Below are 14,063 nucleotides of genomic sequence, written 5' to 3' on the forward strand. Positions count from 1 at the left end.
CTTTCAACTACTATTGCGCCACTCTTGGCGGCAATCATCAAGCTCTTTCGGTTGTTTACTTCACATGCGTCTACGTTTCTTATGGTTGTCCATCTGTCTGCTGCTGAACAGCGCGCCGCTGGTGTCTGCTGCCGGACCTCTGGCTTCTCAGGTGCTGTCCAGCCAGTTGCGGGTCGATCATCACGATATGATGATTTCGACCGAAGACTGGAGCTGGCTGCGGCACAAGGCTGAACTCAAGGTCGGTGTGTCGGCAACCGAATCTGCGCCGTTCTCGATCAATGCCGAAGACAACTTGTACGAGGGTATCAGCGCCGATGTAACCGCCATGGTCGCGCAGCTATTGGGCTTGCAGGTGAAGATCGTGGCTTTTGCCAATGAGAAGGATGCAATTCAGGCATTACAGGCCGGTAGTGTCGATGTGATTAGTATTCACGGCAGTTTGAGGCCGCGTAAGGATCTGCTGTTCAGTGCGCCCTACGCCCAGGACCGATTGGCCTTGTTTAAGCGCAATGTCGAACCTAGGCATTCGCCAATTGACCTAGCCGGCTTGCGCGTGGCTATTAGTGAAGAACACAGCCGCGAGTTGATACAGCGTTTTCCCCGGGCCGACTTTCGAGTCTACGCAGACCATGACAAAGCAGTTGCTGCTGCTGCTTTTGGTCAAGCCGATGTCTATCTGGATGATCTGTACAGTGCCTATTACCTTCTCAATCGCGCGTTTTATGGTTATTTGCATTTTGAGCGCTTCACCGACTTGGACGTCGGCGGTTACACATATGCCTTGCAGTTGGACAACACACGTCTGCAGCGGTTAATCAACGTCGCCATCAAGGCCATTGGTGAAGATCAGCTGCGCAATACGGCCAAGCGCTGGATCGGCAACGGCTTCATCCCCAGCGAAGCCCCCCTCGCACTGACTACAGAGCAATCACGCTGGATACAGCGTCACCCTGTAGTAAGACTGGTAATCAATGATGACTTGGCCCCGGGTGCCTATTTCGATTCCAGCGGGGTATTTTCCGGCGGGGTCGCCGACATACTCGAAGTCATCACCCTGAGTACAGGCCTACACTTTCAGGTGATTTCACGCAGTGGAGGCTTCCCGCAGATTATCGAGGCGTTGCACAAGGGGGAGGCCGATCTTGCCCTTATGACTGCAAGCCCCGAGCGTGAAGAGACCCTGCGCTTTTCCAGGCCGTTTCTTGCTAGTCCATTTGTGCTGCTCAGCACTGTTGACGAGCAAGGCAAACTAGGGAACCTGGTGGACAAACGGGTGGCGATACCGACAGGGCACGTGGCTATACAGCAGTTGCGAAAGCGTTACCCTGAAGCGGTAGTGGTCGAGGCAGGCGGCTCACTCGACACGATGAATTGGCTTTATGAAGGCAAGGCGGATGCCGCCGTAGTGGCGATGCCTGCGGCGCGCTATTACATTGAGCGGTTGTTTCGCGACAAGCTGGCCATCAACCTGGTACTCGATCTTGGCCCGGCGACAGTTAATTTTGCAATGCGCCGCAGTGATTTTGAGCTGCAATCTATCATTGACCAAGTCTTTCAGAGCGTGGCTCCTGATGAGATTAATGCTATAGCCAACCGCTGGCGCTCGCCACCGGGCATGAGTGGTCAGACCTGGGTGGATTACGAGCGGCGGATTACCGAGATAGTTGTAGGTGCTTCGCTATTGCTGTTGTTATCACTGGTCTGGGTGTTTTACCTACTTCGTCAGATCAGGGCTCGGCTCAAGGCCGAGCGAATGCTCAACGATCAACTACAGTTTGTTGAAACGCTGACAGATTGCATGCCACCACCGCTGTACGTGCGTGATCTCAAGGGGCGCATGCTCTCGTGTAATCGCAGTTACCTGAAAAGTGTCGGCTTAAGGGCTGAGCAGGTATTAAACAAAACGGTGCGCCAGCTACCCAAGGAAAACTTCGAGAGTCTCCCTGACTTTCATCGCAACTACGTTAAGGCGATGCGCGACGGTCAAACTATCGAGTCGGTACATGCCATTCAGCTCCAGGGCAGGGAGACGTGGATCAACCACTGGGTGCAACCGTTTCAGGACTCCAAAGGTGAGATAAAGGGGGTTATATGTGGCTGGCTGGACATCACCGAGCACCGTCAGTTGGTGGAGCAATTGCGAGAAGCGAAGGCTCACGCGGATGACGCCAGCCGCGCCAAGACCAGCTTTCTGGCGACCATGAGCCACGAAATTCGCACGCCGATGAACGCCGTAATCGGCATCCTTGAACTGGCGCTTAAGCGCGCTGAAACCCAGCCGATCGACCGCGCCAGCATTGAAATCGCCCATACTTCGGCAAAAAGCTTGCTGGAGTTGATCGGCGATATTCTCGACATTGCACGCATCGAATCCGGACGACTTAGTCTGTCGCCCAAGCGTGCCAACTTGCGCGAATTGATCGAGTCGGTGGCCAGGGTGTTCGAGGGACTGGCCAGGCAAAAGCGCCTGCCACTAATCCTCGACATCGATTCGAGCATTAACTGTGATGTGCTGGTCGATGCCCTGCGCTTCAAGCAAATTCTCTCCAACTTGATCAGCAATGCCATCAAGTTCACTGAAGAAGGCTCGATTAAGATTAGTATTTCCGGGTTTTTGGTCGATGCTAGCCTGCTCAACGTTCACCTCAGCGTGGAAGACACCGGCGTTGGCATAAGCCCTAATGACCAGCAGCGCTTGTTCAGACCTTTCGTCCAGGCGCAGCGCAATGTGCAACAGACCGAAGGTACGGGCCTGGGCCTAGTGATCTGTCGTTCGCTATGCGAAATGATGGGGGGCAGGGTGGAGCTGGCTAGCACCCTGGGGCGTGGTACCCGGGTTGATGTCGAAATGCGCCTGCAGGTCCTAGAACGCATTGCCGTGAGCCCGGTGCCTGCGCTGATTCAGATAAGGCACAGGCAGCGCTTGCAAGTGCTGGTAGTGGATGATCACCGGATCAATCGCCAGGTACTACACGAGCAACTGAATTATCTCGGCCACGACGCCACCGAGGCGGAAAATGGCCAGGAGGCCTACAAGCGCTGGAGCGAACAGCCATTCGATATCATTATCACCGACTGCCACATGCCGATCATGAATGGTGCTGACTTCACCCGTGAAATTCGCAAGGCGGAACAGGAGCAAGGACTTGAGTCAACGGTGATTATTGGCCTCACAGCAGATGCACAGCCGGAAGAAATTGAGCAGTGCATCCAAGCGGGTATGAATGATTGTCTGATCAAGCCAATCGCTCTCGACGAGCTGGATGCGAGATTGTTGGCGTTGCACCAGGATCGGGAAATAGAGAGCGCGTGTCCTTCGCCAGCACTGCCATTGATGGCTCCAGAATCGCTGCGACTGGTCGATCTGGCCCCTCTGGAGCTGCTCATCGATAATGACAGGGTAAAGTTTCGCGAAATACTCAAGGAGTTGATCAAGAACAATCGTAGAGATAGTCAGTCGCTGAGAGCCCTGTTCCATAACGGTGAGACGGATAAGTTAGGGGCGCTGGCTCACAGAATTAAAGGAGCTGCCCGCGTGGTGAAGGGAGAGCAGTTGGTAGAGTCCTGCAGGCGCATGGAGGCTGCATGCGCTGACCCAGAAGCATCGTCTGAGCAGCTCGATCAGGCCGTTAATGAGGTGGAAGTCGCCATAATTGAATTGGAGCGGGCTCTTGCAGCTTTTTTACCGGACAATTGTCACTAGGATTTCCCGTCATAGCGCCTGAGGGAATAGATTCCCAATACGTCTGGAATGGTGTTGCGTTAATGTCCGTTTAACGCATTGAATTTTCGGGGTTTTTCAAATTTTCATAGAAAGATTTGATGGCAAAAACGGATTCGAAATCCGTCCCCATGCCTCAGTTACAACATCGGTGGAGGCTATTTAATCCTTTACTGCCATGACTAAATGACTGGAGCGGGAGAGCTTGAAGAAGACCCTGGCGGGAGTTATTGAGGCCGGTGAGCCACTGATTCGGTGTGCCATCGATGCCCAGCGGCGCTACTACGCAGCCCAGGACGCCGGTCAGCGGGAAAAGGACGTCGAACGCCTGCGCCTGGAGGCAGAATCGCTGTATCAGGCTGTCACCGAGTACCAACTGCGATCACTTGGCGGGCCTGCACGCTCATTGCATTGAGTTCGCTTCACTTCCGGCCGCCTGGCGCTGGCGGCATACAGCCGTAGGTGGTTGGGAAACCAACGATCTGCCGGTTCTTCAGCTGGGTGTTTTCCACGATGGCGTCAGAATGCTCCCAGGTCATGTGCTCGATCCTGGCATTCAGCTTGGTGATCTCGGCTGCCTGGACCGGGTGAATCGCCACCAGCTTCTCGATGTTCTCCCGGGCCCGGTCGAGTTCGTGTCGCGGTTAGTCGCATTCGGCTTCGACCAGGCGAGCATGCTGGCGCAACATTTGAACATGCGTGGGCATGCCCAGCGCGAAGCTGTCGTCTTCGATGATCGCGGTGCGGCCTACCAATACTGTTTGTATATACAGAAATCGCGGTGGGGTAATTCTGGCCAGCTCAGGGTGACGAGCTGCAGGTGAGAGGGGATTGCGTTCGGTCGGCAGGACGCCGGAGGAGAGGCGAAAATCAGTTCCAAAACTGATGACGCATACCGTGGTAGAATGCGGCCTGTAGCCGGGGCGGTAAGGCGAAAGTTTTGGAACTGAAATCCGGGGCAAAGGTGCAGCGGGCTTGAGTCTTCGTATCGGTCTTGAAAACCGTCGATGGGCAACTATCCTAGAGTTCGAATCTCTACGCTTCCGCCATCTTCAAAGCCCTGATTATTCAGGGCTTTTTGCGTTTTCGGGGGTCGAAAAATAGGGCCTTGGGAACACGCTTGGGTATATGGCTTCCAATTCGTTTTGGAATCACTTCCAAAACTTTCGCTATTTTGAAGGCTTGGCGATGGCCCCAACTCGTCGATAGACGCGCTCTGTAATGTCGCCTTTGGTGTGCCGCAACAACAGGCTGGCGTCCTCAATATCCTTGATCTCCGATGGCGTGAGTGCATCGATTGGTGCGCTATCAAAGACAGGTCGAAGCTGGCGAAGCTCGGAGAGGTTGTCCTTCTGCGTACGCAATCCTTTCTTCGGGATGATGTCCCGCCCATACCTATCGAAGTTCGCCTTCATCAGGCGCAAGTCCTGTGGTTTTTCCTTTGCCTCTAGCTCGGCCCACTTCACTCTGAGCTTATTGGGGCTTGGCAGGATGCCCGATGGAAGATTGTTCAGTCGCTGATGATCCCTAAGCGAAGTCAGGTGGCGGTAAAGGCCCCACCAAAACGGTGAGGCCTGTTCAGGATGTTAACGGGCGTTCGGATACCAGTCGGTTTTACCCGGGTGAATCTCGCCTGGGCGATATCCATAACGGGCCTTCAACACAGGTTTGAGCTCTGTGTACAGATTGCTCAGTGTGTCTTGGATCATGGAGACGTACAGCTCGAATGACGGGTGCATGCGCCAGTACCCTCCAAATATCGCATTGGAGAGAGAACGATCAAACCATCCGCGCAGTACCATCAGGGCACCCTGGATCTGTGCTTCCAGGTCTTCGTTGGAGAGAGCTTGACCGCTCCCCTCAGATTTCATCTTCTCGCGTTGCATGAATGTGCCGGGGGAGTACGCCAAGGCCTCAGTTGCTTCAGTGAAGTGCTCATGTATTTTCTGGTGAGCCTCGCGATCCTCTTTGAGGTCAGCTGCAAAGTTGAAGTCGCAGAGGGTGCATTTGCTTACGCCATGGGGGTCAGGTGAGATGTGTACGTGAAGCATGATCCATTGCTCATACCGGCGATTCGCTTCGTGGTAATTCCTGACGCCCAGTACCTGGACTGCCGCAATGTCCTGTCGTTGGCCAAGCTTTAGCGCGGGGTGTGCTTTTTTGAGTTCTTTGGCGAGTCGTTTAACTTGCTTGATGTGGCTATAGGTCACTTGCATTTTTTCAGCTCTAGGAAGGGCTGGCCTGGCGTCCACTACGAGGCAACCTGATAAATGCCAGGTCGGGTATTTCTGCTGTCACGATAGTGCTGGAGCTTCGCTTGTGTGGACTGCCGGCACCTACCGAGCACCGTCGGGCGGAGACTAGCATTCTTACTTTGGGCGGGCAATCGCGTAAGTTCGCATCTGCCTTCCTGACATCCCAATTGGACCTGGATTGAGTGTATTAGCGCTACTTAGAGGAACCAGGATATTCAGCAAATTACCCGTTCGGATACTTGGGAGATATCCCTCTGATGCTTATTGGGTATCCCTTGGATCGTCCGTAGAAATTACTTGCTAACTGCCTCATGATAGCCCTTTGCGATCATTCGGTTTGCAATGCTACTATCCAGTAGTATCGATTGATCTAGCTGGTTTTTTATACAGTTATATTTGGTTGATAAAAATATCGCTATTACTGTGATTATGTACAGTACTTGAGCCTGGCTAAGTTGAGGACAATTTCTCAGTCGGGCTTGTCGGAAACGTGGATCATCCCGCTGATGAGTGCACTCGGTGTAAAGCTCGCACTGCCTCTGAAGTCGGTCGTGGAATGTTTATGGATAAATTGTCAGAGAAGTTGCCGTTTGACGCTTCGAAGCTTTTCGAAGCTCTCACGTATCAGTTGGTGGTCGCGCTTGAGTACTGCCATAAGCTGGAGAAGGGAAAGCGTCTATGGGTCGAGGTGTACGGCGATGTGACCCTGGAGGACGTGGCTCAGGTGGAGGTCAAGCTATATGCCGATACCTTGAGAGATGGCCACCAGAACATCTGGAATACCTTGCACAACTGGTTGAACAGCGCATTTGACCATCAGGCTTACGAGAGCCTGATACTCGTGACGAACCAGGAGTATTCGCCCAAGTCGACCCTGACCAATTGGAACAGTGCCACTGCAGCCGAAAAGCTCGCGTTACTCAGCGCGATCCACGACGGCGCCGAGCAACGCTTTGCCGGCTCCAAGGCGACGGAGCCATCGGAGCCCCTCCAATTGCAACGATCGGTCATGGATCTGGCAATCCGGGACGATCTGCTGGAGGTGCTGGAGCGGGCGGTATTCATCACCGGTTCACCGTCGCTCAACGAGCGGCTCCACGCCTATCAGGTGGATAAGCTCAGGGTCATACGGGAGTCGAAGCTGCAAACTTTCATGGATGACATCCTGGGCTTCATTGGCAGCACGCGATACATCAACACGGGGTGGGAGATCACCTGTGAGGAGTTCACCGCCAAGTTCGTTGATCTCACTAAGCGCTACATGAAGCATTCGAGCATCTTCCCTGAGGTCGATACCGATGCGCTGAAGCAGAAGATTGATCTTGATGAGATCGCTGACCGGCCTTTTGTCCAGAAGATTCGAGAGATCGGTGGTGACGCCCGGGTGAAGCAGGCCGCGCTGCAATTGCTGATCGCAGGTGAGGTCATTGATGAGCTGTACAGTGACAATCTGGCCTCCGAATTCGACGTCAAACGCTACCAGAAAAACCACCTTGACCGTCACCAGGATGGACGTCTTAGCGCGATGATTGACTGTCTGGATGAGGCGTGTCCCATCCAGCTGCAGCGCCATTCACTTAAATTCTTCTACAAACAGCACGCCGAAACCGTGGTGCAGTTGAATACCTTCGAAGATACGACGGCGGATTTTCGAAACGGCATCTACCACATGCTGGCTGATGTGAAGACCGATGACGAGGAGAAGGCGTTTTACTGGAGACTCTGGCCGTGAGCATGAACGCCGCCGACCACATCTATACCCTGCGCCGGACACCCTTTGCGCTCGCGCCCGTAATCCACTCGTTTTACGACCACTGGGATCCGACAGAGAAGGACATCCTTCTCAGCTACCTGGTGCTGCCTCTGGTTACTTACAAGCCGATGCACAGGTTCTTGCACTATGCCGGCAAGACCAGCTCTCTGCGCACGCTGATGCAGGACCCGAAGCGCGTACTTGGCCTGGAGGCCAGGATCGAGGAATTTAAGCCGATTACCAATGCCTCCCTACTGATCCTCACCTCCGAGAAAAGCGTCCAGATCAACGACGACATGTCGGTTGCGCCTCACGGCAATATCAGGGAAGAAAATGCGGATGCCCAGCTCATCAAGTACGCGCGAAAGCTTGCCGTTGTATTAACCGGTGAAAACGTCGTTTCTGTTTACAGGTCGTTGGGACTCAAATCGCTATGAATTGCTACGTTAGGTATATCGGCGTCGTTGACAAGGACGACCAGTTGCATGCTGTGGAGCTTACCCAAGGTCTGAACATCATCACCGGCAAGTCATCGACAGGTAAGAGTGCTGTCCTGGAGATCTTCGATTATTGCCTGGGCAGCAGCGAAGACACTATTCCGGATGGCAAGCTGACCGACCGCGGCAAGACATTTTTCACGGTTTTGCAATTCCCCACACTGACCTTGGTAACAGGGCGTGCGGCTGCTTCCAAACGGTGCTTCTTGCGCGAGGTCACAGGGCCAGAGGCGGATAACGTCCTGGAGCTCATGGGCCATGTCGAATATTTCTTCGACGATCGGCACTACATCCACAAAGACCAGTTCTTAAAGAGTCTGGGCAAGTTCTTCGGCGTCACGCTGGAGAACATCGACACAGACCCGATGTACAAGGAGATCACCGGAGCCAAGGGCGCCACGCCGTCCGTACGCAGCTTCCCGTCCTTCATGCTGCAGCATCAGAACCTAGTCGCGAACAAGCATGCGATTTTCTACCGTTTCGACGAAAAGGTTAAACGAGACCAGGCGATCGACCACTTCAAGATCCTCATGGGGATCGTGGAGGAAGCGTACTTCGATGTGCGCAAAGACCTGACCGACGCGTCCTACGAGCTTCGGCGTGTGGAACTGAAAATACCGAAAGACGACAAGGCGCGAGAAGAGGTCATCGCCAAGTTCAACAGGCTGCTGGAACAGTATCAGGCCCTGGCAGGAAAACCCCTGTTCGACATGACGGCAGATGAGATCTTCATCAAGCCCAAGGAGGCGCTCAGGCGAATGCTCACTACCCCGGTTTCCGTAGATGGCCTGGCCGACGACTACGAGAAAACCTTCAACTCCTTGCGTGACCAGAAAGCCAAACTTGTTGCCGAGCTACGTTCAGCCATTGGCCGGCTGAACCTGCTGGATCGATCTGTCGAGCAGGCGAAGGGGATCGGTACCTCGTACGCTTCACTGACTGTTCCCCGCTCCACGAACCTTGAACACACTTTCTGCCCTGTCTGCGAGTCGCACTCCGACATTCCCGAAGATCAGGCGAACAAGCTCACGCAGGCGATCGAGTGGCTCAACACCGAGCTCAAGCTTTCCTCCTACGCCCGAGAGAGCCTGGGGCAAGAAAGCCGTGATCTGAGGAAAGAGATCAAGGACATTCGGCTGAAGCTAAAGGACGTCCAAGCCACCCTAAAACCTTTCGAGGAGTATGAGAAGCGGATCGTCGAGGCAAGCTCGCTCGAAGATGCGCCGAAAAAGGCCAAGCTGCTGCTTGAAATCGCGATCGATAAATTCATTGAGAATCCGCCATCCGACCTCAAGAAAATGAAGGAATACTGGGAGGAGCAGGTCAAAAAGTACCAGGCGCTCGTGGATGAGTATGACGTTGAGATCGAGATGGATCGCCTGGCTCGGGACATCAACAAAAAAATGAAGGAGATTGGCCAGCGGTTCCATTTCGAAGAGACCTACAAGAAGGGATCTCTACGCTTCGATGTGAACACGTTCGACCTGTGGCACGAGAAAGAGGCGCACAAGAAAGTCTTCCTGCGCTCGATGGGCAGTGGTGCCAACTGGGTGTACTCTCACCTCACCTTGTTCATGGCGCTGCATTACCAGTTCGCTGCCCGGGCTGATAAATGCGCAATCCCACCTATCCTCTTCCTGGATCAACCTACCCAGGTGTACTTCCCGTCCAAGGATGAGGGGGAAGAGTTCGAGGCCGAGAATTTGCGCGCCGAGGACACCCGGGGTGTTGAGCTGCATGATGACATCGATGCTGTGTCGAACATGTTCACGCAGTTGGCGAAATTTTGCGATGACACGGCGCGTGAGACGGGCGTGATGCCACAGATCATCGTCTGCGATCACGCCGATGGACTCGAACTGGGCCTCGATTACAACTTCAAGGATTTCGTACGGGCCAAATGGCGCAACCGTGGGTTCATTGCGGACTGATTTGTCAGCTCAAGGCAAAGCGGTGGCCGGCAGAGATTACCGCTCGCACTACCTGCGCGCCGTTTGGGTGCTGAATGCGCTTGAAATCCAAACTGCGGTACTGACTTGCTCGCAGATTTCCAAGGCTTGTGAACTGCTGCGCATGTCGTTGCATAGCCTTGGAAATGCGTTAGAAGCTCAGCACTTTTTGATGTTTAGTGCTGATGGCGTTCGACTGGGCCCCGCATTGATGCGATTGTCTATCCTTCTGGCAATGGCTGAGAAATGCAATTTCCCGCTCATCTTCTTCGATGACGTCGTCAATGCGATCAACACCGAACATCATCGACCTGTCCTTCATCGCTAGAAGGGGATGATTCGCCTCGTACCACCAGCCCGGACTCGTTAGGATGGGCTGAATTTGTATTTTTGCCAGGCGATTATTGAATGTTCCAGGACTTAAAAGACAGTGCCCCGCACAGCAGCATGCTAAGCAAACTCCAGCCTGTAACCTCGGCGTTGCTTGCACACCTGAACGAATGCTATCCGTCTCTTCCCGAGGATTACAGCGCCTTCCTGAAGGAATTCGGAAGCGGAGCAGTAGGTGCGGATCAGCCGCTGTTCATTCTGTATGACGGTCTGCTAGCGCCGAATGAAATTTACGATGCTGACAGTGCCACCGCGCTGGAGGGAATTCTGTTGTTCGGTGATGACATGCAGGGCTACTGCGCAGGCTTCGATACCGACAACGCCTGGCAGGTAGTTGAGATTGATCCGCTCGATGGGCAGGCTCATGTAGTTGCCGCCAGTTTTCAGGAGTACCTGCGCGATCTGTTGAATTAGCGGCGAGGCTCTATTCCCTCCGTAGTTACCGCAGTTGTATTCAAGCGCTCGCGTTTGCGAGAAGCCGACAGCGAACTGTAGTGGAGGGCGAAGCCTTTTGCTCGATCGCAGAGCACCAAGCGTTGTGCCAGGGGGCGTGTCGACTCATCCGCGCGTGCATCCACTCAGATATCAGCGTTGGTTGCATGCACTGCTTGAGCTTTCACCCCAAATAACCGTTCAGCTATCCGCCGACCTCGCTCCAGCCCCTCCGCCGTCAACCAGATAGATTTACTCTTGTTTATCGGATCATTAATGAAGCCCTGCTCATGCAGTCGATTCATGATCTCGAAATCGAACCCTTTCCAGGCATTGCCATCGTCGGAACTAAAGGCTACCAACAGGGCAAGCACGGCATCTTCAATCAGTTTGTCGTCGTATTCCATGATCGTTGCTCCGCTCGTATTTGAGTGTCGCGCATGAAATCCAGTAGCAATTGGCAGCCCTGCGCGGCGGTACGCAGAGCCAATAACAATATACCATCAGAATCTCCGCCGTTTCTGCCACCAGCCTCAATCACCAGCAGATGCCCGAAGCCGATAGCGAACAAAGCGCACGCCATCCAAACAAACTTCCCCATCCGGCTGAAACCCTAACCGAAGCATCCCCTTGACCCGCGTTCTGCTAGGCGCAAGCAAAACGGTAACCGATTCCAGCCCAATCTCCTCAAAGGCTCGCCGAAGGATTTCAGCAAAAATCGCTCTGCCATGGCCCCAGTAATCTGGATGTAAAACCAGCGCCAGGTCCGCATCACCCTCGGTTAACTGCAGACCACCCCAGCCGGCAAACTTCTGATTCACCAAGAAAGCCCACGGGCCATAGCCATTGAGCAGCCACTGCGACTCTTTCTCGGCGACCCACGCTGCGCATTTGGCTTCGTCAAAGTCGGGGCGGCCCAATGGCATGTGGCGCAAGACCCGCGAGTTGTTGTTGAGCTCGATGATGTCGGCGCTGCTGATTTCACAGAGTCGCTTGAATTGTAGGTCCATGCTTTGCCTTTTCCGCAATGTTTGATGCGCGGGTTTGCACTCGCGCAGGCCAACCAATCTAGCCGGCTGGCTTGAAACCAGCAGCCCCTTTCGCAAGCTCAACCGCAGCAGTAATCGCTGCTCGCGCTTGCGGGCTGTTCTTCCAGCAGGTCGAGCCCAGTGCCGCCGAGGCCTGAGCCAGTATGTCACTGACATCCGCATTGCCCAGTTCTGCCAGCGATTCAATCCCCATCTGTTCGAGCCGGGTAATGACAGTTGGGCCGACGCCCTTGAGGGCGAGCAATGCAGCGCGTTCGTTCGGTAAGAAGGGCATTTGCGAAATCCTTTTCTGGGTAGTCTGGGGTATGTTCAGGTATAGAAACACCGCAACTTGGCTTGAGTCGATGCACAGACCTGTGCCCGAAACTTCGCATCGTCCGAATTCCAGCACAACGCGTAGCCATAACAATTGGGCACGTGGTTGGCAATTTCATACGCCCGCCATTGTGTCATTGCCCGGCCATCCAGTGTCTCTGGCGTGTACTCAAGTAACCAGGCAACAGCATTGATGAACTGCCCATGGGAAAACACTGCAATGTCCTGGGCAGGATGCGCGGCAAGTTGTTCCAGAAATGCCTGCGCCCGAGCTACGAAGTCCAAAAACGACTCTGCTCCGGCACCATCCCTGAATGCCGGGTCTGATCTGGCCCAGTACGCTTCAACCCAGTTGCGACGTTGGGCCACTGTCGTGTCGGCACAGCGCGCAGGTTCTAGGTAGGTGAACTCTTGCACAGCCCAGGTTTCGAACGGCACGGCAGGGAAGGCGGTGGCCGTCGCCCTGGCGGTTGCCTGGGCTCGAAAGAATGGCGAGGCAACAATTAATTGCGGCGCCTGGGTGAACGAATGGGTCACCCGCTGCGCTTGTTCGATTCCCTTTTGAGTAAGGGCAATGCTCGCATGATCGCGACTGGCTTGGCCTGCGTTGGCAGCGCTTTCGCCGTGGCGAATCAGCTTGATGTGCTTCATTGACGACCTGTCTTTTCAACGTGAGTGTTGATTGTCCTGTTGCGCAGCATAACGGCAATCTGGTTTAAGATGGTGCATCATGGCTGACTGCCATGCAGCCATAAAACAAGGAGGTTTGACATGACCAACCCAAGCAAAAAGCCTTTCATCCTGGCCGGCGCGCCACTGATTGCCATGGGCTCGGGCTTCATTGCCGTGGGGTTATCCGGGCAACCTGCATTTGCTTACACCGGTCTGGGCTTGTTAATACCCGGCATCGTACTGGTTGCGATCGAATTCTATTCGAGACGTCGACGGGCTTGAGTGTGCCGCGACAGCATTCGAAGATAAGGATATCCGTGCAAAACCCACAACCGACCGACCCCGCTGAACGCCCTGCAGCAAACCCGCCCGATACATTGATGAACTGGTCGATCAAGGCGCGCCTGATTGCGCCCAGGGACCTGCGCAATGGCATCCTGGCGATGACCATCGCGGTGCTCGGGGTGGCCGGTATGCTCGGTTGGCTGGGGGCCGACAAGTGGGTCTACGGGCTATGCGCGGTGATGTACGTCCTGGTGCTGCTGTTATTAACGGTCAGAACCCACCTTTCATACCAGCTCACCCGCGACGGCATAACCATCAGCAAGTACGTGCGCTCCGATCGCGCCGCCAGGATCACCATCGTCGTGGTTGTGGTAATCGAGGCGCTGCTGATGCTCTGGCTGGCCGTGGCGACCGGCACCTGGTGGTTGTTGCTGACGCCGCTGTTTATCGCTTATATCCTGTTCACTCGCGAGATGGTGCCGCCTTCGCCCGAAGCCTGTGCGAAACATGAACATGGCCCCGGGTGGGAGCAATATCGCTACCTGACCATCGACCGCAAGCGCCGGATCCTGGTCCCGCATATCAGTAACCTGTCCATCGGCTTCGAACTGCGCCTGCCCGACATAGCGATGTTCGAACAGTGCCTGGCGCTGTTGCGTGAGCTGTTACCTGCCGAGGTTGAGTATCTGGAGCGGGATTGGGAGTTTGCGTGATCTGCAGCGGGGCGGTTCAAACAGCCGCT

The 14,063-nt window shown here is 54.6% G+C and carries 16 protein-coding genes; 9 read left to right on the plus strand and 7 right to left on the minus strand.

Features of this window, described 5'->3' with window-relative positions:
* The first annotated feature begins 64 nt into the window (after window positions 1-64).
* Window positions 65-3,706 (plus strand): transporter substrate-binding domain-containing protein, encoded by a 3,642-nt coding sequence (locus tag ACZ9A3_RS06740; protein WP_476252261.1) that lies wholly within the window; start codon window positions 65-67, stop codon window positions 3,704-3,706.
* Window positions 3,707-3,929: 223 nt separating this feature from the next.
* Window positions 3,930-4,139 (plus strand): hypothetical protein, encoded by a 210-nt coding sequence (locus ACZ9A3_RS06745; RefSeq protein WP_045201477.1) that lies wholly within the window; start codon window positions 3,930-3,932, stop codon window positions 4,137-4,139.
* 7 nt (window positions 4,140-4,146) lie between these two features.
* Here ACZ9A3_RS06745 and ACZ9A3_RS06750 read toward each other — a convergent pair whose 3' ends face one another.
* The 3 genes from ACZ9A3_RS06750 to ACZ9A3_RS06760 all read right to left on the minus strand — a co-directional run bounded on the left by ACZ9A3_RS06750 (window position 4,147) and on the right by ACZ9A3_RS06760 (window position 5,940).
* The gene (locus ACZ9A3_RS06750; RefSeq protein ID WP_156160241.1) at window positions 4,147-4,323 is read right to left on the minus strand and encodes a hypothetical protein; all 177 of its coding nucleotides are present in this window, start codon (window positions 4,321-4,323) and stop codon (window positions 4,147-4,149) included.
* A gap of 570 nt (window positions 4,324-4,893) precedes the next feature.
* Window positions 4,894-5,139 carry a hypothetical protein gene (locus ACZ9A3_RS06755; protein ID WP_476252262.1) on the minus strand — a complete coding sequence of 82 codons (246 nt, stop codon included), beginning with the start codon at window positions 5,137-5,139 and terminating at the stop codon, window positions 4,894-4,896.
* 171 nt (window positions 5,140-5,310) lie between these two features.
* Window positions 5,311-5,940, minus strand: coding sequence for a hypothetical protein (locus ACZ9A3_RS06760; protein ID WP_476252263.1), 630 nt, complete (start codon window positions 5,938-5,940; stop codon window positions 5,311-5,313).
* 601 nt (window positions 5,941-6,541) lie between these two features.
* On the opposite strand from ACZ9A3_RS06760, the gene ACZ9A3_RS06765 reads away from it, so the two are divergent.
* The 5 genes from ACZ9A3_RS06765 (at window position 6,542) to ACZ9A3_RS06785 (ending at window position 10,982) form a co-directional block, all read left to right on the plus strand.
* Entirely contained in the window at window positions 6,542-7,711 is a 1,170-nt protein-coding gene (locus ACZ9A3_RS06765) for a hypothetical protein (RefSeq protein ID WP_476252264.1), read from the plus strand.
* 2 nt (window positions 7,712-7,713) lie between these two features.
* Complete coding sequence (locus ACZ9A3_RS06770; protein WP_476253320.1) at window positions 7,714-8,169, plus strand: three component ABC system middle component; 456 nt, start codon at window positions 7,714-7,716, stop codon at window positions 8,167-8,169.
* Entirely contained in the window at window positions 8,166-10,160 is a 1,995-nt protein-coding gene (locus ACZ9A3_RS06775; RefSeq protein ID WP_476252265.1) for a DUF3732 domain-containing protein, read from the plus strand. The genes ACZ9A3_RS06770 and ACZ9A3_RS06775 overlap by 4 nt, the downstream gene beginning before the upstream one ends.
* Window positions 10,141-10,506 (plus strand): hypothetical protein, encoded by a 366-nt coding sequence (locus tag ACZ9A3_RS06780; RefSeq protein ID WP_476252266.1) that lies wholly within the window; start codon window positions 10,141-10,143, stop codon window positions 10,504-10,506. Before ACZ9A3_RS06775 ends, ACZ9A3_RS06780 begins: the two co-directional genes overlap by 20 nt.
* 80 nt (window positions 10,507-10,586) lie before the next feature.
* The gene (locus tag ACZ9A3_RS06785; protein ID WP_476252267.1) at window positions 10,587-10,982 is read left to right on the plus strand and encodes an SMI1/KNR4 family protein; all 396 of its coding nucleotides are present in this window, start codon (window positions 10,587-10,589) and stop codon (window positions 10,980-10,982) included.
* 164 nt (window positions 10,983-11,146) lie between these two features.
* Here the strand turns inward: ACZ9A3_RS06785 and ACZ9A3_RS06790 are convergent, their stop codons facing one another.
* The 4 genes from ACZ9A3_RS06790 to ACZ9A3_RS06805 form a co-directional block, all read right to left on the minus strand.
* Complete coding sequence (locus ACZ9A3_RS06790; protein WP_476252268.1) at window positions 11,147-11,407, minus strand: DUF6429 family protein; 261 nt, start codon at window positions 11,405-11,407, stop codon at window positions 11,147-11,149.
* A 126-nt stretch (window positions 11,408-11,533) separates the two neighbouring features.
* Window positions 11,534-12,010: a GNAT family N-acetyltransferase gene (locus ACZ9A3_RS06795; RefSeq protein WP_476252269.1), complete on the minus strand. Its 477-nt coding sequence runs from the start codon at window positions 12,008-12,010 to the stop codon at window positions 11,534-11,536.
* A gap of 58 nt (window positions 12,011-12,068) precedes the next feature.
* Window positions 12,069-12,323 (minus strand): Pathogenicity locus, encoded by a 255-nt coding sequence (locus ACZ9A3_RS06800; protein WP_093384853.1) that lies wholly within the window; start codon window positions 12,321-12,323, stop codon window positions 12,069-12,071.
* A 35-nt stretch (window positions 12,324-12,358) separates the two neighbouring features.
* Complete coding sequence (locus ACZ9A3_RS06805; RefSeq protein ID WP_476252270.1) at window positions 12,359-13,015, minus strand: histidine phosphatase family protein; 657 nt, start codon at window positions 13,013-13,015, stop codon at window positions 12,359-12,361.
* Window positions 13,016-13,135: 120 nt separating this feature from the next.
* On the opposite strand from ACZ9A3_RS06805, the gene ACZ9A3_RS06810 reads away from it, so the two are divergent.
* Entirely contained in the window at window positions 13,136-13,318 is a 183-nt protein-coding gene (locus tag ACZ9A3_RS06810; protein WP_213601849.1) for a hypothetical protein, read from the plus strand.
* A gap of 35 nt (window positions 13,319-13,353) precedes the next feature.
* Window positions 13,354-14,034, plus strand: coding sequence for a hypothetical protein (locus ACZ9A3_RS06815; protein ID WP_476252271.1), 681 nt, complete (start codon window positions 13,354-13,356; stop codon window positions 14,032-14,034).
* Window positions 14,035-14,063: the final 29 nt, after the last annotated feature.

It is taken from the genome of Pseudomonas sp. TE4620, assembly GCF_056279045.1.